The organism is Cellulomonas sp. FA1, from assembly GCF_000986825.1.
In the GTDB taxonomy this organism is placed as follows: domain Bacteria; phylum Actinomycetota; class Actinomycetes; order Actinomycetales; family Cellulomonadaceae; genus Cellulomonas; species Cellulomonas iranensis.
Map to the genome: position 1 here is coordinate 1,505,980 of NZ_LBMY01000001.1, position 22,257 is coordinate 1,528,236.

The 22,257-nt window shown below is 76.9% G+C and carries 19 protein-coding genes and 1 pseudogene; 13 read left to right on the top strand and 7 right to left on the bottom strand.

The window, feature by feature from the left end:
• Nucleotides 1–22: 22 nt before the first annotated feature.
• The 5 genes from GY42_RS06740 to GY42_RS06760 all read left to right on the top strand — a co-directional run bounded on the left by GY42_RS06740 (nucleotide 23) and on the right by GY42_RS06760 (nucleotide 5,561).
• A complete protein-coding gene (locus tag GY42_RS06740) occupies nucleotides 23–640 on the top strand; it encodes a DUF4129 domain-containing protein (RefSeq protein ID WP_046528749.1) in 618 nt (205 codons plus the stop codon).
• Nucleotides 637–1,845, top strand: a complete 1,209-nt coding sequence (locus GY42_RS06745; RefSeq protein WP_046528750.1) for a DUF4350 domain-containing protein — start codon at nucleotides 637–639, stop codon at nucleotides 1,843–1,845. Before GY42_RS06740 ends, GY42_RS06745 begins: the two co-directional genes overlap by 4 nt.
• A gap of 61 nt (nucleotides 1,846–1,906) precedes the next feature.
• Nucleotides 1,907–3,040, top strand: a complete 1,134-nt coding sequence (locus GY42_RS06750) for an AAA family ATPase (RefSeq protein WP_082131703.1) — start codon at nucleotides 1,907–1,909, stop codon at nucleotides 3,038–3,040.
• A gap of 3 nt (nucleotides 3,041–3,043) precedes the next feature.
• Nucleotides 3,044–4,360 (top strand): DUF58 domain-containing protein, encoded by a 1,317-nt coding sequence (locus tag GY42_RS06755; protein ID WP_046528751.1) that lies wholly within the window; start codon nucleotides 3,044–3,046, stop codon nucleotides 4,358–4,360.
• Nucleotides 4,361–4,394: 34 nt separating this feature from the next.
• The gene (locus tag GY42_RS06760) at nucleotides 4,395–5,561 is read left to right on the top strand and encodes a winged helix DNA-binding domain-containing protein (protein WP_046528752.1); all 1,167 of its coding nucleotides are present in this window, start codon (nucleotides 4,395–4,397) and stop codon (nucleotides 5,559–5,561) included.
• Nucleotides 5,562–5,605: 44 nt separating this feature from the next.
• On the opposite strand, the gene GY42_RS06765 is transcribed toward GY42_RS06760, so the two are convergent.
• Nucleotides 5,606–6,595 carry a stage II sporulation protein M gene (locus GY42_RS06765; RefSeq protein ID WP_046528753.1) on the bottom strand — a complete coding sequence of 330 codons (990 nt, stop codon included), beginning with the start codon at nucleotides 6,593–6,595 and terminating at the stop codon, nucleotides 5,606–5,608.
• 63 nt (nucleotides 6,596–6,658) lie between these two features.
• On the opposite strand from GY42_RS06765, the gene GY42_RS06770 reads away from it, so the two are divergent.
• From GY42_RS06770 to GY42_RS06785, 4 genes are all read left to right on the top strand, one after another.
• Nucleotides 6,659–7,504: an RDD family protein gene (locus tag GY42_RS06770; protein WP_233421220.1), complete on the top strand. Its 846-nt coding sequence runs from the start codon at nucleotides 6,659–6,661 to the stop codon at nucleotides 7,502–7,504.
• Nucleotides 7,505–7,941: 437 nt separating this feature from the next.
• Entirely contained in the window at nucleotides 7,942–9,237 is a 1,296-nt protein-coding gene (locus GY42_RS06775; protein WP_046528754.1) for a quaternary amine ABC transporter ATP-binding protein, read from the top strand.
• Nucleotides 9,234–10,103 carry an ABC transporter permease gene (locus tag GY42_RS06780; protein WP_046528755.1) on the top strand — a complete coding sequence of 290 codons (870 nt, stop codon included), beginning with the start codon at nucleotides 9,234–9,236 and terminating at the stop codon, nucleotides 10,101–10,103. The genes GY42_RS06775 and GY42_RS06780 overlap by 4 nt, the downstream gene beginning before the upstream one ends.
• Before the next feature lie 73 nt (nucleotides 10,104–10,176).
• A complete protein-coding gene (locus GY42_RS06785) occupies nucleotides 10,177–11,112 on the top strand; it encodes a glycine betaine ABC transporter substrate-binding protein (protein WP_046528756.1) in 936 nt (311 codons plus the stop codon).
• Between the two features lie 74 nt (nucleotides 11,113–11,186).
• Here GY42_RS06785 and GY42_RS06790 read toward each other — a convergent pair whose 3' ends face one another.
• Nucleotides 11,187–11,390: a Trm112 family protein gene (locus GY42_RS06790; RefSeq protein ID WP_046528757.1), complete on the bottom strand. Its 204-nt coding sequence runs from the start codon at nucleotides 11,388–11,390 to the stop codon at nucleotides 11,187–11,189.
• Between the two features lie 279 nt (nucleotides 11,391–11,669).
• On the bottom strand, nucleotides 11,670–12,065 hold the full coding sequence (locus GY42_RS06800) for a DUF3499 domain-containing protein (RefSeq protein ID WP_046530649.1): 396 nt from the start codon (nucleotides 12,063–12,065) through the stop codon (nucleotides 11,670–11,672).
• A 127-nt stretch (nucleotides 12,066–12,192) separates the two neighbouring features.
• Here GY42_RS06800 and GY42_RS06805 point away from each other — a divergent pair, with 127 nt between their 5' ends.
• Nucleotides 12,193–12,708 (top strand): metallopeptidase family protein, encoded by a 516-nt coding sequence (locus GY42_RS06805; RefSeq protein WP_330217830.1) that lies wholly within the window; start codon nucleotides 12,193–12,195, stop codon nucleotides 12,706–12,708.
• Nucleotides 12,709–12,853: 145 nt separating this feature from the next.
• Nucleotides 12,854–13,633, top strand: a pseudogene (locus tag GY42_RS06810) (glycosyltransferase family 2 protein); the annotation flags it as partial.
• A 43-nt stretch (nucleotides 13,634–13,676) separates the two neighbouring features.
• On the opposite strand, the gene GY42_RS06815 reads toward GY42_RS06810, so the two are convergent.
• The 3 genes from GY42_RS06815 to GY42_RS06825 form a co-directional block, all read right to left on the bottom strand.
• The gene (locus tag GY42_RS06815; protein ID WP_046528759.1) at nucleotides 13,677–15,266 is read right to left on the bottom strand and encodes a DUF5719 family protein; all 1,590 of its coding nucleotides are present in this window, start codon (nucleotides 15,264–15,266) and stop codon (nucleotides 13,677–13,679) included.
• Nucleotides 15,263–18,931 carry a glycosyltransferase gene (locus GY42_RS06820; protein ID WP_046528760.1) on the bottom strand — a complete coding sequence of 1,223 codons (3,669 nt, stop codon included), beginning with the start codon at nucleotides 18,929–18,931 and terminating at the stop codon, nucleotides 15,263–15,265. The genes GY42_RS06815 and GY42_RS06820 overlap by 4 nt, the downstream gene beginning before the upstream one ends.
• Before the next feature lie 82 nt (nucleotides 18,932–19,013).
• The gene (locus tag GY42_RS06825; RefSeq protein ID WP_046528761.1) at nucleotides 19,014–19,343 is read right to left on the bottom strand and encodes a WhiB family transcriptional regulator; all 330 of its coding nucleotides are present in this window, start codon (nucleotides 19,341–19,343) and stop codon (nucleotides 19,014–19,016) included.
• A 259-nt stretch (nucleotides 19,344–19,602) separates the two neighbouring features.
• Here GY42_RS06825 and GY42_RS06830 point away from each other — a divergent pair, with 259 nt between their 5' ends.
• Together GY42_RS06830 and rfbA are read left to right on the top strand one after the other, a co-directional pair.
• The gene (locus GY42_RS06830; protein WP_046528762.1) at nucleotides 19,603–20,355 is read left to right on the top strand and encodes a TIGR03089 family protein; all 753 of its coding nucleotides are present in this window, start codon (nucleotides 19,603–19,605) and stop codon (nucleotides 20,353–20,355) included.
• Nucleotides 20,356–20,414: 59 nt separating this feature from the next.
• Nucleotides 20,415–21,284 carry a glucose-1-phosphate thymidylyltransferase RfbA gene (rfbA, locus tag GY42_RS06835; protein WP_046528763.1) on the top strand — a complete coding sequence of 290 codons (870 nt, stop codon included), beginning with the start codon at nucleotides 20,415–20,417 and terminating at the stop codon, nucleotides 21,282–21,284.
• Nucleotides 21,285–21,333: 49 nt separating this feature from the next.
• Here rfbA and rfbD read toward each other — a convergent pair whose 3' ends face one another.
• On the bottom strand, nucleotides 21,334–22,176 hold the full coding sequence (gene rfbD / locus GY42_RS06840; RefSeq protein WP_046530652.1) for a dTDP-4-dehydrorhamnose reductase: 843 nt from the start codon (nucleotides 22,174–22,176) through the stop codon (nucleotides 21,334–21,336).
• Between the last annotated feature and the right edge of the window lie 81 nt (nucleotides 22,177–22,257).

Genomic DNA, 22,257 nt, shown 5'->3' on the forward strand with positions numbered 1-22,257 from the left:
CGCGACGTCGGGTCGGCACCGCATGAGGCTCGGCGTCCCGGTCGAGCCCGACGCCGCCACCGCGCGCGGCTGGGCGCGTCAGGAGCTGCTCGACCCCGTCTACCACCAGCGGCAGTCGCTGCTCGAGCGCGTGATCGGCTGGATCCGGGAGCAGCTCGAGCAGCTGCCCTCGATCGGCATGTCGGGCGGGACGTGGTTGCTGGTCGTCACGGTGGTGGTCCTCGTCGTGGTGCTCGTCGCGCTGCGCGTCGCGGGGCCCGTGCGCCGCGCCGCGCGGCGTCGCAGCGCACCGCTGCGACGCGGTGACGACCGCCGCACTGCCGACGAGCTGCGGGCGGCGGCCGACGCGGCGGCGCGCGAGGGCGCGTGGTCCGCGGCCGTGGCGGACCGCTACCGCGCCGTGGTCCGCGGGCTCGAGGAGCGCGCCCTGCTCGACGAGCGTCCGGGGCGTACGGCGCACGCCGCCGCGCGGGACGCGGGTGCGGCGCTGCCCGCGCACGCCGCGGCGCTGGCCCGCGGCGGCGACCTCTTCGACGACGTCGTGTACGGCGAGCGGCCGGCCACCGCCGAGGACGACGCCACGATGCGTGCGCTCGACACGGCCGTCGCGGCGGCCCGCCCGGTGGCGGTGGACGCGTGAGCGCGCCCCCGACGACGCTCCCCGGCCTCGCCCCCGACGAGGTGCTGGGCGACGGCTCGACGGCGCGCAGCCGCGGCGCCGAGCGCTGGCGCCGGTGGCGCCCGTGGCTCGTCGTGCTCGCGGTCGCGGTCGTCGGCGCGCTCGTGCTGGCCCTGCCCTCGCCCCCGACGAGCACGACGCCCGGCGCACCCGACAACCCGACCGCGTCCGGTGCGCGCGCGGCGGCCCGCGTCCTCGAGCGGCAGGGCGTCGACGTGCGGTACGTGACGACCACGCGCGCGGCCGTCGGCGCGGCCGCGTCGGGCGGCACCGTCCTCGTGGTCGGCGACCAGTGGCTGTCGGCGCAGCAGGTCGACGCGCTCGCGGCGCTCGACAACGACCTCGTGCTGGTCGACGCCGGGTGGGCGCTCACCTCGCTCGCCCCCGACGTGGTCGCGACCGGCGGCACACCTCCCCGGGCCGCCCGGCCGGCCGCGTGCGACGACCCCGACGCGACGGCCGCGGGCACGATCACCGCCGCCGGCGGCTACGAGGACGTCGGCGGCTCCGCGGTGCTGTGCTTCCCGTCGTCGCCGGGCGCCGACGACGGCGCGTACGTGGTGGTCGAGCAGGACGGCCGGCGGCTCGTGGCCCTCGCGGACATGGAGCCGCTCACCAACGAGGCGCTCGCCGACGAGGGCAACGCGGCGCTCGTGCTGCGCATGCTCGGACGCACGGACCATCTCGTCTGGTACGTCCCGAGCCTCGACGACGCCGGTCTCGTGCCCGACGGCGCGGCCGGCGCCTCGCTCACGGACCTCGTGCCGTGGGTCGGGCCGGTCCTCGCGTGGCTGCTGCTCGTGCTGGCCGTCACGGTCGTGTGGCGCGCACGCCGGCTGGGCGCGGTCGTGGCCGAGCCCCTGCCGGTCGTCGTGCGCTCGGCCGAGACGACGCGCGGGCGCGGGCGCCTGTACCGCCGGGCGCGCGCGCACGGCCACGCGGGAGCGGCGCTGCGCGCGGGCACGGCGGCGCGGGTCGCGCACCGGCTCGGCCTGCCGCGCTCGGCCGACGCCCCCACCCTGATCGACGCGCTCGTGCGGGCCACCGGGCGCGACGCGCGCGGTGTCGAGACGCTGCTGTACGGCCCGCCCCCGACCGACGACGCGGCCCTGCTGCGGCTCGCCGACGACCTGCACCACCTGGAGAGCGAGGTACACCGACCGTGACCGACGAGACGCCGTACCCCCCGGCCACGCCCGCTCCCGGGCCCGAGCGCCCGGCGGCGCCCTGGCCGGGCCACGACGCCGGCGGCGACGCCCCGCGCCGACCCCGGCGCACGCCGCACCGGCGGGCCCGCAGCCTCCCGCGGACGCCTCGCCGTACGCGCCGCCGACGGCCGCACCCGCCCCCGCACCGGCCTCCCCGACCCCGCCGGCGCACGTCGCACCGCCCGCCCCCGCCGCGGCCCCCGGCGACGACCTGCGCACGGCGCTCGCGGCGGTGCGGACCGAGGTCGGCAAGGCGGTGGTCGGGCAGGACGCCGCCGTCACGGGCCTCATCATCGCGCTGCTGTGCCGCGGGCACGTGCTGCTCGAGGGCGTCCCGGGCGTCGCCAAGACGCTGCTGGTCCGCTCGCTGTCGGGTGCGCTCGAGCTCGGCACGACGCGCGTGCAGTTCACGCCCGACCTCATGCCGGGCGACGTCACGGGCTCGCTCGTGTACGACGCGCGGACGGCCGAGTTCTCGTTCCGCGAGGGCCCCGTCTTCACGAACCTGCTCCTCGCCGACGAGATCAACCGGACGCCCCCCAAGACGCAGGCGTCGCTGCTCGAGGCCATGGAGGAGCGTCAGGTCACGGTCGACGGCCAGCCGCGCCGGCTGCCCGACCCGTTCGTGGTCGTCGCGACGCAGAACCCGGTCGAGTACGAGGGCACCTACCCGCTGCCGGAGGCGCAGCTCGACCGGTTCCTGCTCAAGCTGCTGCTGCCGCTGCCCGAGCGCGCCGACGAGGTCGAGGTGCTGACCCGCCACGCCGCGGGCTTCGACCCGCGCGACCTGCGGGCCGCGGGCGTGCGCGCCGTCGCGGACGCCGACGCGCTCGCGCGCGCCCGCGAGCAGGTCGCACGCGTGCAGGTCGGGCCCGAGGTCGTCGGCTACGTCGTCGACCTGTGCCGCGCGACCCGCACGTCGCCGTCGCTGAGCCTCGGGGTGTCCCCGCGCGGCGCGACGGCCCTGCTCGCGACGTCGCGCGCGTGGGCGTGGCTCTCGGGCCGCTCCTACGTCACGCCCGACGACGTGCAGGCGCTCGCGCATCCCACGCTGCGGCACCGCGTGCAGCTGCGGCCCGAGGCGGAGATCGAGGGCGTCACCGCCGAGACCGTGCTCGACACGGTGCTCGCGTCCGTCCCGGTCCCCCGCTGACCCGTGGCGCTGACCTCCCGCGCGGTGCTGGTCGCGCTCGCCGGGCTCGTCCCGGTGGCGCTGCTGCCGGCACCGATCACGGTCGTCGCGTGGGCCGTCGTCGTGGCGGCCCTGTGCGCGGTCGACGTCGCCCTCGCGGCGTCGCCGCGCGAGCTCGCCGTGTCCCGGCGGCTGCCGGCGTCGGTCCGGCTGACCGGCACCGCCGACTCGGTGCTGACGCTGCGCAACGTCGGGCGCCGCACGGCGCGCGTCCTGGTGCGCGACGCGTGGCCGCCGTCGACCCTGCCCGGCGGCGACGCCCCGACGGGTGCGCGCACGCCGCGGCACCGCGTCGACGTGCCCCCCGGCGAGGCCCGCCGCGTCACGACGACGCTCGTCCCCACGCGCCGCGGCGACGCCGAGGCCGGCAGCGTCACGGTGCGCACGGTCGGCCCCCTCGGCGTCGCGGGGCGGCAGGCCTCGCTCGACGTGCCCGGGCGGCTGCGCGTGCTGCCCGAGTTCGCGTCGCGGCGCCACCTGCCGTCCCGGCTGGCCCGGCTGCGCGAGCTCGACGGGCGGGCGGCCGTGCAGGTCCGCGGCGGCGGCACCGAGTTCGACTCGCTGCGCGAGTACGTCGACGGCGACGACGTGCGGTCCATCGACTGGCGCGCGACGGCCCGCCGCGACGAGGTCGTGGTGCGCACGTGGCGCCCCGAGCGCGACCGGCACGTGCTGCTCGTGGTCGACACGTCCCGCACGAGCGCGGCGCGCGTGCTCGACGGCACGCGCCTGGAGGCGTCGGTCGAGGCGGCGCTGCTGCTGGGCGTGCTCGCGGCGCACGCGGGCGACCGCGTCGAGCTCGTCGCGTACGACCGCCGGGTGCGCGCCCGTGTCGCGGACAGCCACGCGTCGCGCGTGCTCCCGGCGCTCGCGGACGCGCTCGCGGTGGTCGAGCCGGCGCTCGTGGAGACCGACTGGCCGGGTCTGGTCGGGCAGGTGCGGTCGCGGCTGAGCCGGCGCGCGCTCGTGGTGCTGCTGACGTCGCTCGACCCGGCGTCCGTCGAGCAGGGGCTGCTCGACGTGGTCGGGGGCCTGACGCGTCGGCACCAGGTGGTGCTGGCGGCGGTCGCGGACCCCGAGCTCGAGCAGCTGCGGGCGGCGCGCTCGACGGTCGACGAGGTGTTCGACGCCGCGGCGGCCGAGCGCACGGCGCTCGAGCGGGCGGCCGTCGGGGCGCGGCTGCGGCAGCGCGGCGTCGAGGTGGTCGAGGCGCTGCCGGACGACCTGGCGCCACGGCTCGCTGACACGTACCTCGCGCTCAAGGCCCAGGGACGGCTGTAGGCGGGACGTGGGTGGTCGCCGCTAGCGTCGTCCCGTGCTCGACGACCGCGGCCTCAACCGCGCGCTGCTCGCGCGCCAGCACCTGCTGACGCGCACGTCCGACGCGCTGCCCGACGTCGTGGCGCACCTGCTCGGCCTGCAGGCGCAGAACCCGTGGTCGCCGTTCCTCGGGTTGTGGAGCCGGGTCGAGGGGTTCACGACCGCCGCGCTGGACGCGGCGCTGGTGGACCGCACGGTGCTGCGGATCGCGTGCCAGCGCTCGACCGTGCACCTGGTGACCGCGCGGGACGCGCCGGTGCTCGCGGCCCTCGCGCTGCCGGTGATGGCGCGCGAGCTGCGTGCGAACGCACGCCGGCGCGCGTCGGCCGATGCGACGGACCTCGAGCGGCTGCGCGAGGTCGCGGCCGCGTACGTGCGGGCCGAGCCGCGCGTCACGACCGACCTGGGTGCGCACCTCGCCCGCTCGTGGCCGGACGCGCACCCGCAGGACCTGTCGGCGTTCGCCCGCGCGCTGCTGCCGCTCGTCCAGGTCACGCCGCGCGGCCTGTGGCACCGCTCGGCGCCCACCACGTGGACGACGCTCGACGCGTGGGTGCCGGACGCGGTGGCCGCGGCGGGCGACCTGGCGGACGACGCCGTGTGCGGCCGCGCGCTCGAGGCGGTGGTGCTGCGCTACCTCGCCGCCTACGGGCCCGCGAGCGTCGCCGACGTGCAGGCGTGGTCGGGGCTCACGGGTCTGCGCCCGGTGGTCGACGCACTGCGCGACCGGCTCGTGGTGGTGCCCGCGGCGCCGGTGCGGCCCGGCGGGCGCGTGCGCGAGCTGCTCGACCTGCCCGACGCGCCGCGGCCCGACCCCGACGTCCCGGCGCCCGTGCGGCTGCTGCCCGACTTCGACGACCTGTGGCTGTCGCACGCGCAGCGCACGCGCGTGATCGACGACGCGCACCGTACGCGCCTGCAGACCCCGAACGGGCGGATGCCGGCGGCGGTGCTGGTCGACGGGCGCGTGCGCGCCACGTGGGAGGTGGCGCGCACCGTCACGGGCGCGCGAGGTGCACGCCGCACGACCGCGACGCTCACGGTGCAGCCGCTCGAGCCGTTGACGCGCACCGAGCGGCGCGACGTGCTCGCGGAGGCCGAGCGGGCGGTCCGGCTGGTCGCGGACGACGCCGACGCGTGGGCCGTGCGGCTGACCGACTGACCGGCTGACGCGGCTCGTCCGTGCCGACGAGCGTCGGCAGGACCTCAGCCCGCCGTGGCGACCGCGTAGCCCGCCCGGTCGGCGTCGAGGTCGCCCGTCTCCCCCGCCGCGACGGCGCGCCGGCCCAGCACGAGCACGTACGCCCAGAAGGCCGCGAGCGCGACGACGCCGACGCCGACCTTGAGCGGCCAGGGCAGCGCCGTGCCGGTGACGAACCCCTCGACCAGGCCGGACACCGCGAGGACGCCCACGAGCCCGAGCGCGACCGTGAACAGCGCACGTCCCTCCTGCGCGAGCGCGCGTCCGCGCGGGCGCGGGCCGGGGTCGACCCACGTCCAGAAGAGCCGCAGCCCCGCGGCGCCGGCCACGAAGATCGCGGTGAGCTCGAGGAGCCCGTGCGGCGCGATGAGCTGGAGGAACACGTCGAGCCGCCCGTGCGCGGCCATGAGCCCGCCCGCCGCACCCACGTTCACGGCGTTCGTCAGCAGCATGTACGCGGGCAGCAGGCCGGTGATGCCCGTGCCGACGCACACGGCCGCGATCCACGCGTTGTTGGTCCACACCATCGCCGCGAAGCCCGCGCCCGGGGCGTAGTACGCCTCGAAGGCCTCGTTGACGTAGGCCTCCTGCTCGGCCGCCGTGCCCATGAGCGCGAGCGCGTCGGGCGACGTCGCGACGAGCACGCCCGTCGCGACCGCGACCACGAGGAACGCGACGGTCACGCCGACGGTCCACCACCGCACCCGGTACAGCGCGGCGGGCAGCCGGACGGTCACGAACGCCGCGACCTCGCCGAAGGACGGCGCGTGGGTCCCCGCGAGGCGGCCCCGGGCGCGTGCGAGACCGTGCGACAGCCGGGTCACGGTCGCGGGGTCGGGCGCCGCCGAGCGCACGGCGGACAGGTCGGTCGCGGTCGCCTGGTACAGCGCGACGAGCTCGTCGGCCTCGGCGCCCGTGAGCGTGCGACGCCGCGTGAGCTCGTCGAGCCGCTGCCAGGTGGGCGTGCGGGCCCGGGTGTACGCGTCGAGGTCCACGCCCCCAGCCTGCCACCCGTGGCGTGCGCGCGGGGCCGACGTGCCGCCGGTTAGTCTGCGCGGGTGGCAGCCACCGCACGCGCGACGCACCTGGAGGACGGGGTCGTCATCGGCGAGGGCGTCGTGCTGGACACCCGGCCGGCGTCGGTCGCGTCGCGCCTGCTCGCGGCGATCGTCGACCTCGTCGTGCTGTTCGTCGCCGGGATCGCCGCGATCCTCACGCTCGGGGGGCTGGACGTCCCGCTCGACGAGCACTCGGGACGCGTCCTCGGGATCGTCGCGGTCGCGGTCGTGACGCTCGTGCTGCCGACGACCGTCGAGACGCTCACGCGCGGGCGGTCGGTGGGCAAGCTGGTCGCGGGCGTGCGGATCGTGCGCGACGACGGCGGCCCGATCACGTTCCGGCAGGCGTTCGTGCGCGCGCTGACGGGCGTGGGCGAGCTGTGGCTGACCGCCGGCTCGGTCGCGCTGCTGTGCTCGCTGTTCCACCCGCGCGGCAAGCGGGTGGGTGACGTGCTCGCGGGGACGTACGGCTCGCGCGTGCGCTCGGCGCGACCCGACACGGGGTCCGCGGTGATGCCGCCGCACCTGGCGGGCTGGGCGACGCACGCGGACGTCGCGCGCCTGCCCGACGGGCTCGCGCTCGCGGTGCGGCAGTTCGTCGCGCGTGCGCCGCGGCTGCACCCCGCGTCGCGGGCCGAGCTCGCCGTGCGGCTCGCGGGCGACCTGCAGCCGTTCGTCAGCCCGCCGCCGCCCGCGGGCACGCACCCCGAGGCGTTCCTGGCCGCGGTGCTCGCGGAGCGCGGCCGCCGGGAGGGTCTGGTCGAGCTCGAGCGTGTGCGCCGCGAGCAGGCGGAGGCGGTGCTGCTGCGGCGGCTGCCGCACGGGGTCCCCGACCCCGAGGTGTGACCTGCACGGCACCGGGCGCGTGATCCCCGTCACGTCCTGGGGGGCGCACCGCCGACGCGCCCACCTCTCGGCACGTGCGTTCGATCACGATTCGATAACGACGCCCGGCCTGCACGAGTCCGCTGGTCACATGCGGTTTTTGCCATCTCTTTGACGCATCCTGACCCCGGAGGACCCGGACATCCGACCAACGGCACGTTTGCGGCATCCGAGCACGCCGGGCAGGGTGGATCGGTCCCGGTCCACCGGCCGGGACCGGCTCCCGAGGTGCGCCCTGTGGCGTCCTCGCTCCCGGGCACGACGTGCCGGGACGGCTGTGCCCGCACGAGCGGGCCGGGAGCTGCCGTGGAGGGCCCGAGACCGCGGAGCGCGCAACGCGCCCCGCGGACGCCGAGCGCGCAGCGCACGGTCCGGGCCCGTGGACGCACGAGGTGGATGTGACAGCACTACGCGCCGAGGGCGTGTTCAAGGTCTTCGGACGGCGCCCGAACGAGGCCGTCCGCCGGTTGCGCGAGGGCGCGACCCGCGAGGACGTCCGACCGTTCGGGACGGCCGCCGTGATCGACGCCGACCTGCGCGTCGAGTCGGGCGAGACGTTCGTCGTCATGGGCCTGTCGGGATCCGGCAAGTCGACGCTCATCCGCATGCTCAACGGGCTGTGGCGGCCGACCGCCGGCAGCGTCGTGATCGGCGACGACGACCTCGCGACGGTCGACGACAGGCGCCTGCGCGAGCTGCGCCGCCGCCGCGTCAGCATGGTCTTCCAGCACTTCGCGCTGCTGCCGCACCGCACCGTGCTCGACAACGCCGCGTACCCCCTGGAGATCCAGGGCGTCGACCGCACCGAGCGCCGTCGCCGCGCCGGCGAGGCCCTCGAGCTCGTCGGGCTGTCGGGCTGGGGCGACTCGCTGCCGTCGCAGCTCTCGGGCGGCATGCGCCAGCGCGTCGGCCTGGCGCGCGCGCTCGCCGCCGACACCGACGTGCTGCTCATGGACGAGGCGTTCAGCGCGCTCGACCCGCTGATCCGTCGCGAGATGCAGGACCAGCTGCTCGACCTGCAGCAGAACCTCGGCAAGACGATCGTGTTCATCACGCACGACCTCAACGAGGCGATGTACCTCGGCGACCGGATCGCCGTCATGCGCGACGGCCGGATCGTGCAGACCGGGACGGCCGAGCAGATCCTGTCCGACCCCGCCAACCACTACGTCGCGCAGTTCGTCGCGGACGTCGACCGCACGCGCGTCCTCACGGCGTCGTCCGTGATGGTCGCGCCGCGCGCGGTCGTGCCGCACGCCGGCGGCCCCCGCCAGGCGAGCCGCACGATGCGCGAGGCGCAGGTCTCGGCCGCGTACGTCGTGGACCGGCAGCGTCGCCTCACCGGCATCGTGCGCGACGACGAGGTCGTCGCGGCCGTGCGCGAGGGCCGCGAGACGATGGACGGGCTCGTGCACGAGGGCGTCGCCCCCGTGAGCCCGGACACCGCGCTGGCCGACGTCTTCGCACCCGCCGCCGAGTCCGCGCTACCCGTGCCCGTGACCGACGAGGCCGGCCGCCTCGTCGGCGTCGTGCCGCGCGTCACGCTGCTCGAGGCGATGGTGCCCCCGGAGACGTCCGGGACCACCGACGACGGCACCACGGCGGACGCGATGGCGTCGACCGACGCCGTGCCCGCCGACGAGGTGCACGACGCCGTCGACGCGCACGCCACGACCGCGGGAGGTGCCCGATGAACGAGACGCTCGTGCCCCGCGTCCCGCTCGGCCAGTGGGTCGACGGCGGCGTCGCGTGGGTGACCGACACGTTCCGCCCGCTGTTCTCGTTCGTCAAGGACGTCCTGGTCGGCATCTACGACATGCTCGACGTCGTCCTGTCAGGCCCGCCGTTCTGGGTCGTCGCGCTCGTGCTCGCGGGCCTCGCGTTCCTCGCCAAGGGGTGGCGCCTGGCCGTCGGCTCGCTCGTCGGCTTCGTCGTCATCGCGTCCGTCGGCCAGTGGGGCAACGCGATGGACACGCTCGCGCTGGTGATCCTCGCGTCGGTGATCGCGCTCGCGATCGCCCTGCCGCTGGGCATCTGGGCGGCACGGGACGACCGCGTCTCGCGCGTCGTCCGCCCGGTCCTCGACTTCATGCAGACCATGCCGGCGTTCGTCTACCTGATCCCGACGGTCGTCATCTTCCTGGCCGGCCCCGTGCCGGGCATCGTCGCGACCGTGATCTTCGCGCTCGCCCCCGGCGTCCGGTTCACCGAGCTCGGCATCCGCCAGGTCGACCCCGAGGTCGTCGAGGCCGGGCACGCGTTCGGCTCGACCCCGGGTCGCATCCTGCGGCAGATCCAGCTGCCGCTCGCGCTGCCCACGATCATGGCCGGCGTCAACCAGGTCATCATGCTCGCGCTCTCGATGGTCGTCATCGCCGGCATGGTCGGCGCCGACGGCCTGGGCTCCGACGTCGTCGCGGCCCTGCAGCGCGTCAACGTCGCGCTGGGCTTCGAGGCCGGCCTCTCGGTCGTCGTGCTCGCGATGTTCCTCGACCGCGTGACCGCGGCGCTCGGCACGCGCTCCCCCGTGTCCAAGGCCCTCGCCGCCGCGAAGGCCTGACCCCCGCCCTCACGGGCAGCAGCACCACCCCCCACCCCGGCGCCGGCACCGTGCCGTCGCCACGAAAGGAAGCATGACTCCCGCACGCACGCGCACCACCGCCCGCCGCCGCACCGTCGCCGCAGCCGCCGCCGCGGTCCTCGGCCTCACGCTCGCCGCCTGCGCGTCGGACGCCGACGCCGACGCCGCGCCCGCGGGCGACGGCTCCGACGAGACGAAGGTCGCGATCGGCATCCCGTCCGGCTGGGACGAGGGCATCGCGGTGTCCTACCTGTGGCAGGCGATCCTCGAGGACGAGGGCTACGACGTGTCGACGCAGACCGCCGACATCGGCGTCGTGTTCACGAGCCTCGCGGGCGACGACTTCGACCTGCTGTTCGACGCCTGGCTGCCGCTGACGCACAAGTCGTACCTCGACAAGTACGGCGACGACGTCACCGACCTCGGCGTCTGGTACGACGACGCCAAGCTGACCATCGCGGTCAACGAGGACTCGCCGGCGAAGACGCTCGACGACCTCGCGACCATGGGCGACGCGTACGGCAACCGGCTCGTGGGCATCGAGGCGGGCGCCGGCCTGACCGAGGTCACGCAGGACGCCGTGATCCCGGACTACGGCCTCGAGGACCTCGACTACGTGACGTCCTCCACGCCGGCCATGCTCGCCGAGCTCAAGAGCGCCACCGACGCGGGCCGCGACGTCGCCGTGACCCTGTGGCGCCCGCACTGGGCGTACGACGCGTTCCCGATCCGCGACCTCGAGGACCCGAAGGGCGCGCTCGGCGAGGCCGAGCAGATCCACACGTTCGGCACCGGCGACTTCGAGGAGCGCTACCCCACGCTCACCAAGCTCGTGGGCGCGTTCACGCTGACCGACGAGCAGCTGTTCTCGCTCGAGAACATGATGTTCAACTCCGACGAGCACGCCGACGAGCAGGCCGCCGTCCAGGCCTGGCTCGAGGAGAACCCGACGTTCGTCGACGACCTCAAGGAGAAGGCGGGCGTCTGACGCACCCGCGCACGACGGAGGCCGGCACCCTGCGGGGTGCCGGCCTCCGTCGTGCGTACGTCGTCCGTGCGCCGTCAGACGGGGCGTGCCTCGTCGACCAGCAGCACGGGGATGCCGTCGAGCACCGGGTACTCCACGGGCCGCTCCGGGTCCGTCGACCGCAGCACGGGCGAGCCGTCCGCCGCGACGGCGTCGACCAGCTCGGCGCCCGTCAGCGGGCAGCGCAGGAGCGCACGCGCCCACGGCTCGAGGTCGGTGGTGGGTCCGTCGGTCGTCATGGGGATCCTTCCGGGGGGGCGCGGCTCAGGCGAGCGCGCGGGGTGAACCGTCGGGGCCGAGTGCAGTCCCGTCACCGTCGACCACGAACCAGGCCGTCGACTCGCACGACGGGCACGCCGCGAAGACCGACGGACGCCCGTCCGGCAGCGCCACCCTCACCCGGGTGAGGTCGCGCTCGCCGCACGCGTAGCATCCGGGAACCGTCGCGGTGTCGTCGACCACGGGACGCGTCACCGACCCGAGCGGCTCGTCGGGCGGGGGACGTCGGGACCGGGCGCTCATGCGTCCTCGCCCGGCACGGCGCCCGGCACCACCCGCAGGTGCCCCCGACGCCGCGTGGCGTCAGGCGCGGGCGCGGGCGCGGTCACGGGCGCCAGGACCGACGAGGGCTCGGGCTCGCGCCGACGCCCCGCCTCGCGCACCGCCTCGGCCAGCGCGACGAGGTCGTCGTGGCTCGGCGCCGCCGCCTGGAGGTCCGGCAGCAGCCGCACGACCTCCCAGCCGCGGGGTGCCGTCAGCCGCTCCGCGTGCTCGACGCACAGGTCGTACGAGTGCGGCTCGGCGTTCTGCGCGAGCGGGCCCAGGACCGCCGTCGAGTCCGCGTACACGTAGGTGAGCGTCGCGACCGCAGCGTGCGTGCACGCCGTGCGCGAGCACTGTCGGACGGATCTCACGTGCAGACCGTACCCTTCGTCGCGCACGCCGTGCCGCGCGGCCGTGCCGCGTGTCGGACGGGACGCGCCGCGCGCCACGCACCGTCGCCGCCGTCCCGGGGCGCCGCTCGCTCGCTAGACTGGCGTCGTGAGTCCGTCCGGCCCGCACCGCCCCTCCGCGCCCGACGGCTCCCGACCGCTCCCCGGGCGCCGACGCGCCGACGCGGCCGTGCCGCCGCGAGCCGCGCCCACGGTCCGCCGCCGGGACCGCCGCGGCCGCGGCCCGCGGGGCCCCGTCCTGCCGTTGGGCGTCCCCGCGTACCGCACGCGGGCCGAACGCTTCGACGACCTCGTGCTCGACACCGTGGAAGACCTCGAGCGCCGCTGGGCGCGCGAGCTCGAGGGCGCCGAGTTCGCGGTCGAGGACGTCCCGCCGTCCAACCCGGCGCCGTGGGAGCGCGGGGGCGTGCCGCTGGGTCGGTACTTCCCTGCGGACGCGGGGCTGCCCCCGCGGATCGTGGTGTACCGCCGCCCCGTCGAGGCGCGCGCGAACGACGACCACGACCTCGCGGACCTCGTGCACGAGGTCGTGGTCGAGCAGGTCGCGGACCTGCTGGGTCGCAGCCCGCAGGACGTCGACCCCGGCTACGACGACGGGCACTGAGCTGCGCGCACTAAGGTGAGCGGACGATGAGCACGCCCCCCTCCCCCGGCTCCCCCCGGCCCACCCCACCGACGGCCACGACGCGCCCCGGGTCCGCGTCGTCTGCGTCGTCTACCACCCCGGTGACGAGCTCGCACGGTTCGTCCGCACGCTCGCGGACGCGTCGGAGCACCCCGTCGAGCTCGTCGTGGTCGACAACGGCACCGACCACGCCGTCGCGCAGGCCGCCGCCGACGAGGCCGGCGGTCGGCTGCTGGTGCCGGGACGCAACCTCGGCTACGGCGCGGCGGCGAACCGCGGTGCCGAGGGTGCGGGCGCGCCGTGGCTGGTCGTCGCGAACTCCGACATCGAGTGGACCCCCGGGTCGCTGGACCGCCTCGTCGCCGCGGGCGACGAGCAGCCCAGCGCCGGGTCCCTGGGGCCGATGCTCCTCAACACCGACGGCACGATGTACCCGTCCGCCCGAGCGCTGCCGTCGCTGCGCCAGGGCGCGGGGCACGCGCTGTTCGGCCGCGTGTGGCCCGGCAACCCGTGGACCCGCGCCTACCACGCACGGCAGGAGTCCGCCGGGGGCTACCTGCGCGAGGCCGGGTGGCTGTCGGGTGCCTGCCTGCTGCTGCGCCGCACCGCGTTCGAGCAGGTCGGAGGGTTCGACGAGTCGTACTTCATGTTCTTCGAGGACGTCGACCTCGGCGAGCGTCTGGGACGCGCGGGCTGGGAGAACCTGTACGTGCCCGACGTGCAGGTGACGCACGTCGGCGGCACCTCCTGGCGCGAGCGGCCGGCGCCGATGATCCGTGCGCACCACGCGAGCGCCCGCCAGTACCTCGAGCGCCGGTACGCGCACTGGTACCAGGCGCCGGTCCGCCTCGCGCTGCGGATCGGTCTCTCGCTGCGCGAGCGGCTGCAGCTGCGCGCCCCCTGACGCGTCCCGCGCGTACGGCGTGCGGGACGTCCCGCACGCCGCGTCAGCCGCGTGCGGCGGCCGGGTCCTCCCGGACGGTGCGGTCCTTCGCCCGGCCGTTGACCGGCACGGGGTCGAGCACCGCCACCAGGTCGCCGTCGGCCTGCTCGACCGTCAGCGTGACGCCCCACGCGAGCGGCGTGCCGCCGTCCGGCTCGAGCTCCAGCGCGACCGCACCCGCCGCGACGTCGGCGACGTCCCACGCGCCCGTCGTGCCGGCGTCGACCGTCACCGGGACCTCCGACAGGACCGTCCCGTCACGGTCCAGCGCACGCAGCGTCGCGCGCGTCCTGCCGCGGTCCTCGTCGTCCTGACCGACCGCGGCCACCACCAGCCGGGCCGCGATCCCCCGGGGCAGGGCGACGACGCCGTGCACGTCCGTCGCCGTCGACGCCGACCACGCGCGCTCGACACGTGCCTCGTCGTCCAACGCGCCCGGCACGCCCGACCTCGACACGACCGCCGCGGCGACGACCGGGACGTCCGCGTCGACCACCGCGGTCCAGGTCCCCGCCGGCAGACCTCCGAGCGGCACGTCCACGACCTCGCCGGGCGCGAGCGGCACCTCGTCCGCACCGGGCAGCGCGACGGGCCCGTCGGCGCCCAGGAGCGACACGTGCGCCGTCGTCGCCGCGTCCCCGGGTGCCAGCAGGCGCAGCACCGGTGCGTCCGACGCCCCCACGGCCGAGGCCTCCACGTCGAGACCCGTGACGACCTGCCGCGCGGCGGGTGCGGACCCCGGGACGACGAGGTCGGTGCCCGCCGGCGTGAAGCCGAGCACGGCGGTGTCCTGGACGCGCGCGGCGACCTGCCCGCCGGCCACGGTGACGTGCACCACGAGGGCCGACTGCCCCGCGGCCGTACCTCCGAGGTCGACCGTGCGGGTCGCACCCGGTCCCACGACGTGCTGCGCGGTCGTCTGCTCGACCGGTCCGTTCGGACCGAAGACCTCGAGCGTGACCTGGGCCGCGGTGAGACCTGGGTTGCTCAGCACGAGCGTCGACGTGGACCCGATGCCGGTCGCGCCGCCGACGAGCCAGTCGTCCGAGGACGGCGCCCGGCACGAGGCGGCCGCGAGACCGCGCGCGTCGCCGTCCGTCACGACCGACGCGCCGGTCGCGGCCGCCACGGGCGCGTCGTCCCGCGGCTCCGCCCGCACGACCAGCGGACCGGCGACGTCGGCGAGGTGGGCAGCGCCCCCGCCGGCCCCGAGGTCCGCGAGCGCGGTGCCCCCGCCCAGCGGCGCGACCGCCAGCGCACCGGCGCCGGAGCCCTCCGCCGTGACGGCGTCCACCGTGACCACGGGTGCCACGGGGGCCGGGTCGAACGCCGCGTCGCCACGGACCGTGCGCTGCGGGAGCAGGACCGGCCCCGGGCACTCGAGCGTCACGGGGGTCGGCGCCACCTCGACGTCCACCGCGGGCAGGGCGCGCGCGTCGGCCGTGCCGAGCTGCGTGCCCGCGACGACGGCGCCGGCGGTCAGGCCCAGCACCGCGACGCCGGACACGATGCGAAGGGCGCGCCCGCCCCGCCGGGCAGGACGCTCGCGGCGCGTCGTGCCCTCGGGTTCCGGGGCGGTGGTCTCGTGCGTCACGTCCGCACTCCTCGACGTCGTCGTAGCGGCAGCGCGAGCAGCAGGGTCACCAGCGTCGTCGCCCCGAGGGCCAGGAGCCACGGGGTGCGCAGCGGGGTGACGTGGCGGATCTCGAGCGTGCCTCCGTCGGGACCCAGCGCGAACGCCTGCCGCCAGCCCGCGTCGGCCGCCGGCAGCGGACGCCCGTCGAGCCACGCGCGCCAGCCCGCGTCGGCGCGCTCGGCCAGCACCAGGACGCGGTCGCCGTCGCCCGCGGGGAGCGCCGTGCCGCCCCGACGCGCGTCCGCCGCGACCGGCTCGGCGCCCGGGTCGACGACGTCCGCCCCCGCCGGCAGGACGCGTGCCCAGGAGGCCACGGCGGTCCCCTCGGCCGCGCGGACGCGCCACAGGGTGCCCGAGCCGTCGTGCGTGACGCGCTCGAGCCCGGCGGTGGCGTCCAGGACGCCGACGAGCCTGGACCGTGCGGCCCGTGCCGCGGGTGCGTCCTCGCGCACCCCCGGGACGAGCACGTCGGCGACGCCGAGCGCGGCGACGTCGGGGGCGACGTCGCCCGCTGCGCCCTGCGCGAGCCGCGCCGCCAGCGCGTCGACCTCGGTCGCGGCGTCGTCGCGCTCGACGGCGGACGGCGCGTCGAGCGGCCCCGTGACGCCGCGGGTCGCGACGGCCGCCGCGTGGTCGACCTGCTGGTCGCCGTCGGCGCGCAGGAGCGCCCAGCCCACCGTGCCGTCCGCACGCGCCTCGAGGGACAGGATCCGTGACGCCGCGTCGGACCGCGCGCCCTGCTGCCCCACGACCGGGACGACAGGTGCGGACGGCGCGCGCAGGGTCGCCGCGTCGCCCGTGCGGGCCGACCAGCCCCACCCGACGAGCGCGGTGGTCACGGCCACGACCCCGGCGGCCGTGCCCAGGGCGACGACGGCCTGCCGCCACCCGAAGGTCTGGCGGGCGAGCCGGTCGGTCATGCCGTCCGCACCGAGCACCGCGGCGCCGAGCAGCCCCAGCAGCGTCAGCGACACGGTCGCACCCGTCCAGGCCGGCGCGACGGCGTCGGCGGTCACGGTGGCGGGCAGCGCCTGGACCAGCACGCCGGCACCGACCCCGACGGCGGCGACGGCCCAGCACGTGCGCACGCCGCGCGCGACCGCACGGCCGCGCAGCAGCGCCGCGGCGGCCAGGGCGAGGAGCACCGCTCCGCCGAGGTACGGCCAGACCTGCGCGAGCACGCCGGGGAGCGCGGCGGGCACGAGGGCCGCGGGGTCGGTCGGCACCCCGAGGAGTCGTTCGAGCGTGGTCGCGGGCGCCGCCGCGGCGGCCGGACCGGGGTCGGCGAGCAGCAGCCGGACGCCCTCGACGCCTCGTGCGCCGGCCTCGGCGAGGAGCGGCGCGAGCAGCACGAGCGACGGCACGGCCGTGGCGAGCACGCGCAGCCGGGCCCGCGGCACGACGGTCGCGACCAGGACGAGCAGCACGAGGGCGGGGGCGAGCAGCACGGGCGCCGCGGCCGTCACCACGGCGAGCGCGAGCGCGGCTCCCGCGGCGGCCGCCACCGAGCCCGTGGGGTCGGGCGCACCCACGAGCGCCGGCGCGGGTCCCTCGTCGGACGACGCGGGCGCGGGGTCGTGCGTGACCGGCGCGGCAGCGACGACGGCGCCCGAGACGGGACCGCGGGGTGCCGGCACCTCGGGCACGCCGCGCACCGGCGTCTCGACGTGCGCCTCGTCCGCCGGGGGCGGGGAGGGCGGCGCGGCGGTCGCGGGACCGGCCGTGGGGTCGGTCGACCGGCCGCCTCCCACGCGTGCGTGGGAGGCGGTGTCCCAGCGCTCCGCGGCGGCGGCGGCCCGGGCCTCCGCCTCGGCGTCCGCGTCGAGGCGCTCGTCGCGCCGCGCGGTCGAGATCCCCGACAGCACCTGGTCGACGCGCTGCACGCCGACGGCGCGCGCGAGGCCGAGCGCGACCCACGGCAGCGCGGCGTGCGCGAGCACGGCACCGACCCGGCCGTCCCCGACCGCGAGGAGCAGCGTCGGGGCCAAGGCCCACACGAGCGCGGCCCAGGCACGCACGCCGACCGAGCGCGTCGCGGCGCCGGCCGCGAACCACGCCCCGACGCCCGCGATCACGGCCCCGCCCAGCACGACGGTCGCGAGCGCGACACCCGGGTCACCGCCCAGCACGGCGGCCAGCGCGGCCAGCACGACGACGAGCGGGTCCGCCGGCCCCGGGGAGCCCACGCCGCCCGAGACCCAGCCCGAGGTCGCGGCGTCCCACACGTCGCCGAGCGAGGTCGTGGCACGCGCGAGCGCGTCGCCCACGAGCGGGGCGCCCGCGACCACCGGGCCGACGAGCCGCCCCAGCGCCACCGCCGAGGCCGCGACGAGCAGCACCAGGACGACGGCGGCCGTCACGCGGCGGCGGGTCGCGAGCGCCGCGAGCTCGCGCAGCTCGAGCTCGCTGGGCGCCGACGTGACCCGACGCGCCTCGCGGCGCGCCAGGCGGCGGTCGCGGGACTGCCGCCAGACGTCGCGCCACCCGGCCTGCAGCGGCCGCAGCGTCCGGCGGGAGACGGCCCGGCTCGCCCGCGCTCGGCGTCGCGCACGGACCACGGGCATCGGGCGGAGCAGCACGAGGAGCGCGACCCGCACCTCGGCGAGCGCGAGCCGGGGCCGCTTGAGCGCGATCTGCCCGAGGCACCGCAGCGCGGCGGCCGCGACGACCATGACCACGACCGCGGGGAGCAGCGCGAGCGGGGCGCCCGCGAGCCGCGAGTGCAGCAGGGCGTACCGGCGCGCCGCGAACGACCGCGTCGGGTCCGCCGAGTCGGGCTCGCCGTCGCCGTCGAGGTCCACCTCGGGAGGTGCGGGCCCGTCGCCGTCGCGCGACCCGCCGCGGGCGGGTCGGAGCCCGTGGTAAGCGGCCTGCGCGTGCCTGACGACGGCCGTGGGGACGACGACGACCCGGTGGCCCGCCAGCCGGGCTCGGCGCGACAGGTCGAGCCCGTCGCCGAACGGCCCCAGCGCCGGGTCGGTGCCGCCCAGCGCGTCCCACACGTCGCGGCGGACGAGCGCACCGGCCACGCCGACGCCGAGGACGTCGGTCCGGCCGTCGTGCTGGCCCTGGTCGAGCTCTCCCGGTTCGACGTCGGCGTGCCGGCGGCCCGAGCGCGTCGTGCGCACACCGACCTCGAGCAGGCGCTCGGGCTCGGTCCAGGTGCGCTGCTTGCAGCCCGCGACGGCCACCGACGGCGCGTTGGAGACCGTCCGGACGAGGCGCGCCAGCGCCTCGGGCGCGGGGGCGCTGTCGTCGTGCAGCAGCCACAACCACGGCGTGGGCCGCTCGTCGACCGCGTCGGCGAGCGTCGTCAGGCCCGCCGTCACGGCCTCGCCGAACGTGCGCGCGTGCGGGGCGCGCACAGTCGCCAGACGCGGCACCGGCTGCGGGGCGGTCGCGAAGACCTGGTCGAGCACGAGCCCGACGTGCTGGTCCTCCCCCGGCGCGACGTCGACGAGCAGCACGCGCATCGGACGCCGCGTCTGCGACGCGAGGGCCCGCAGCGTCGTCGTGAGGTAGCCCGTGCGTCCGCGGGTGACCACCACGGCGGTCACGGGTGTGGTCACCGGTACCGCAGCGGTCGTCAGGAGGGGGTCCACGGGGGACAGCGTGTCAGTCATGCTCGCGCCATGATGCGCGACGGCGCGGGTCCACGACGGCAGGTCGCCCCGGCGTGGCGCGACGTGCCGTGCGTGCGGGCCGTCAGACCACGCGCCGCTTCAGCTTGCGGCGCTCGCGCTCGGACAGGCCGCCCCAGATGCCGAAGCGCTCGTCGTTGGCCAGGGCGTACTCGAGGCACTCGGACCGCACGTCGCACTGCGTGCAGACCTTCTTGGCCTCGCGCGTCGACCCGCCCTTCTCGGGGAAGAACGCCTCGGGGTCGGTCTGCGCGCACAGGGCACGCTCCTGCCACCCCATGGGGCCGTCGTCCTCGGGCGTGCCGAACAGCGACAGCACGTTGCCGTTCGCGGGCGCGGGAGCAGGGGTCGCGGCGTCGGTCGGGAAGCTCTCGTCGTCGAGCAGGTGCCACATACGTGCCTCCGCGGGTGTTCGTGCTCGGTGCTGCTCGTGCTGGCCGGCTGCCGGGGTCTCGTCCCTGATCCGACGGACCGGCCGGTGCGGCCCGGTCCCTCGGACGGCCGCGTCCGACGTGCTCCATGAGTCAGTTCTCAGGGAATTACACGCGTGTCGTTCGCGATCGTCAACCGGAGGCGTGCTAGATGCCCGAGTTGTCCGGGTGAAAGTTGCGTGCGTACGGCGTGGCGTCCACGCGTGTCTAGATTGAGGGTCCATGAGCACCCCGCGCGACGCGCTCGCACTGCCGCCGACGGTCCCCGCGATCCTCACGCGCCTCGAGCGCGACGGCGGCAGGCCCGCGCTCACCTGGTACGGCCCCCGCGGCGAGCGCGTGGAGCTCTCGGGCGCCGTCCTCGTCAACTGGGTGACCAAGACGACGAACCTGCTCGTCGACGAGCTGGACACGGCTCCCGGCACACGCGTGCTCCTCGACCTCCCGGCGCACTGGCGCACGCCGGTCTGGGCGCTCGCGGCGTGGCGCGCGGGCGGCAGCGTCCTGCTCGCGACGCCAGACGCGGCGACGGGGGTCGACGTGGTCGTGACCGCGCAGCCCGACGAGCACACCACCGGCGCCGACGTCGTCGCCGTCGCGCTGCCCGCGCTGGCGCGCCGCTGGGACGGCACCCTGCCCCCCGGCGCACTCGACGCGGCGGCCTCCGTCATGACGTACGGGGACGTGCTCGGCGTGACACCGCACGTCGACGCCTCCGCGCCCGCCCTGGTGACGCGTGAGGGCACCGTCCCGCACGCCGACCTGGTCGCACGGGCGATCTCCGCCCTGCCCGTGCCGGGCGACGGACGGGTCGCGCTGCGCGCGTCGGGCGCCCCGACCACGTCGCTGCTGCAGTCGCTCGCGACGTGGGCCTCGGGCGGTTCCGTGGTGCTCGTGCACCCCGCGGCGGCCCCCGACGCCGACGCGCTGGACGCCCTGCTGCGCGCCGAGCGGGTCACGGCCCGCGTCGACTGACGCGTCCCGGCGCCGCCGAACCCGGCACGCAGCGGCCGTGATGAGCCAGACTGTGCGGCATGCGAGGCATCATCCTGGCCGGCGGGTCCGGCACACGACTGCACCCGATCACGCTGGGCGTCAGCAAGCAGCTGGTCCCCGTCTACGACAAGCCGATGATCTACTACCCGCTGTCGACCCTGATCCTGGCGGGCATCCGTGACGTGCTCGTCATCACGACGCCGCACGACGCCGACCAGTTCCGCCGCCTGCTCGGCGACGGCTCGCAGTTCGGGATCTCCATCCAGTACACCGTCCAGGCCGAGCCGAACGGGCTCGCGCAGGCGTTCGTCCTCGGCGCGGACTTCGTCGGCAACGACCCCGCCGCGCTCGTGCTCGGCGACAACATCTTCTACGGCCCGGGCCTCGGGTCGCGCCTGCAGCGCTTCGAGACGCTCACGGGTGGCGCCGTCTTCGCCTACCGGGTCGCCGACCCGACGGCGTACGGCGTCGTCGAGTTCGACGAGGCCGGGCGCGCGCTGTCGCTCGAGGAGAAGCCCGCCGCACCGCGGTCGAGCTACGCGGTTCCGGGGCTGTACTTCTACGACAACGACGTGGTCGCGATCGCGCGCGACCTCGCGCCCTCGGCGCGCGGCGAGTACGAGATCACGGACGTCAACCGGACCTACCTCGAGCAGGGACGCCTCCAGGTCGAGGTCCTGCCGCGCGGCACCGCGTGGCTCGACACCGGCACGTTCGACTCGCTCGTGGAGGCGTCGGACTACGTGCGCACGATCGAGCACCGCCAGGGCCTGAAGATCGGCGCGCCCGAGGAGGTCGCCTGGCGTCGCGGGTTCCTCTCCGACGACGAGCTGCGCGAGCGCGGCGAGGCGCTGCGCAAGTCCGGCTACGGCGCCTACCTGCTGGGCCTGCTCGAGCAGGAGCGCTGACGGTCCGCACGCCCGGGCGCCCGACAGCGCCCGGGCGTGCGACCCGACGTCATCCCAGGACCGTCGCGGCGGCCGTGCGCCACCGCTCGTCCCACGCGCCGATGGCGCGCCCGGCCAGGGCGTCGTGGCCCAGCACCGAGTACGACGGACGGGGCGCGGGCCGCACGAACCGGTCGCTCGTGGTGGGTCGGACCGAGTCGGGGTCCAGGCCGGCCGCGGCGACGACGGCGCGCGCGAACCCGTACCAGGACGTCTCGCCCGACGACGACCCGTGGTACGTGCCCGAGGGCGCCCCCTCGGCCACGAGCCGCTCGACGAGATCCGCGAGATCGACCGTCCACGTCGGCTGGCCGACCTGGTCGTCGACGACGTCGAGGCTCCCGCGCTCGGCGACCAGCCGGGCGATCGTGCGCGGGAAGCAGGCGCCGTTCCGGCCGTAGAGCCAGGCGGTGCGGACGACGAGGTGGTCGGGCGCCTCCGCCCGGACCGCCCACTCCCCCGCGGCCTTGGTCCGGCCGTAGGCCGACCGTGGTGCGACCGGCGCGTCCTCGCGGTAGGGCTCCGTGGCGGCGCCGTCGAAGACGTAGTCGGTCGAGACGTGGACGACGCGGGCGCCCGCCGCGCTCGCGGCCCGCGCCAGGTGGGCCGCGCCGGTCGCGTTGATCGCGAAGGCGTCGCCCTCGTGCTCCTCCGCCGCGTCGACCGCCGTGTAGGCCGTGCAGTTCAGCACGACGTCGTAGCCGCCGTGCGCGACCACGTCGTGGACGGCCGCGGGGTCGGTCACGTCGAGCCCTTCCCGTGCGCGCGCGTCGACGTCGTGCCCGCGGGAGCGCAGCAGCTCCACCGCGTCGCTCCCGAGCATCCCGGACGCTCCTGCCACCAACCAGCGCAACTCCACCCGCCTGCCTCTCGTCGACCCCGGGCATGCTATCGGCCACGAGGACGGGCCCGGGGCGGGACGGGGCCCGCGGCC

Excerpts from the sequence above, each read along its gene's own strand:
- GY42_RS06830 (WP_046528762.1), top strand. The coding sequence starts at position 19,603 with ATGAGCACCCCGCGCGACGCGCTCGCACTGCCGCCGACGGTCCCCGCG.
- GY42_RS06740 (WP_046528749.1), top strand. The coding sequence starts at position 23 with ATGAGGCTCGGCGTCCCGGTCGAGCCCGACGCCGCCACCGCGCGCGGC.
- GY42_RS06780 (WP_046528755.1), top strand. The coding sequence starts at position 9,234 with ATGAACGAGACGCTCGTGCCCCGCGTCCCGCTCGGCCAGTGGGTCGAC.
- GY42_RS06790 (WP_046528757.1), bottom strand. The coding sequence starts at position 11,390 with ATGACGACCGACGGACCCACCACCGACCTCGAGCCGTGGGCGCGTGCG.
- rfbA (WP_046528763.1), top strand. The coding sequence starts at position 20,415 with ATGCGAGGCATCATCCTGGCCGGCGGGTCCGGCACACGACTGCACCCG.
- GY42_RS06820 (WP_046528760.1), bottom strand. The coding sequence starts at position 18,931 with ATGACTGACACGCTGTCCCCCGTGGACCCCCTCCTGACGACCGCTGCG.
- GY42_RS06825 (WP_046528761.1), bottom strand. The coding sequence starts at position 19,343 with ATGTGGCACCTGCTCGACGACGAGAGCTTCCCGACCGACGCCGCGACC.
- GY42_RS06785 (WP_046528756.1), top strand. The coding sequence starts at position 10,177 with ATGACTCCCGCACGCACGCGCACCACCGCCCGCCGCCGCACCGTCGCC.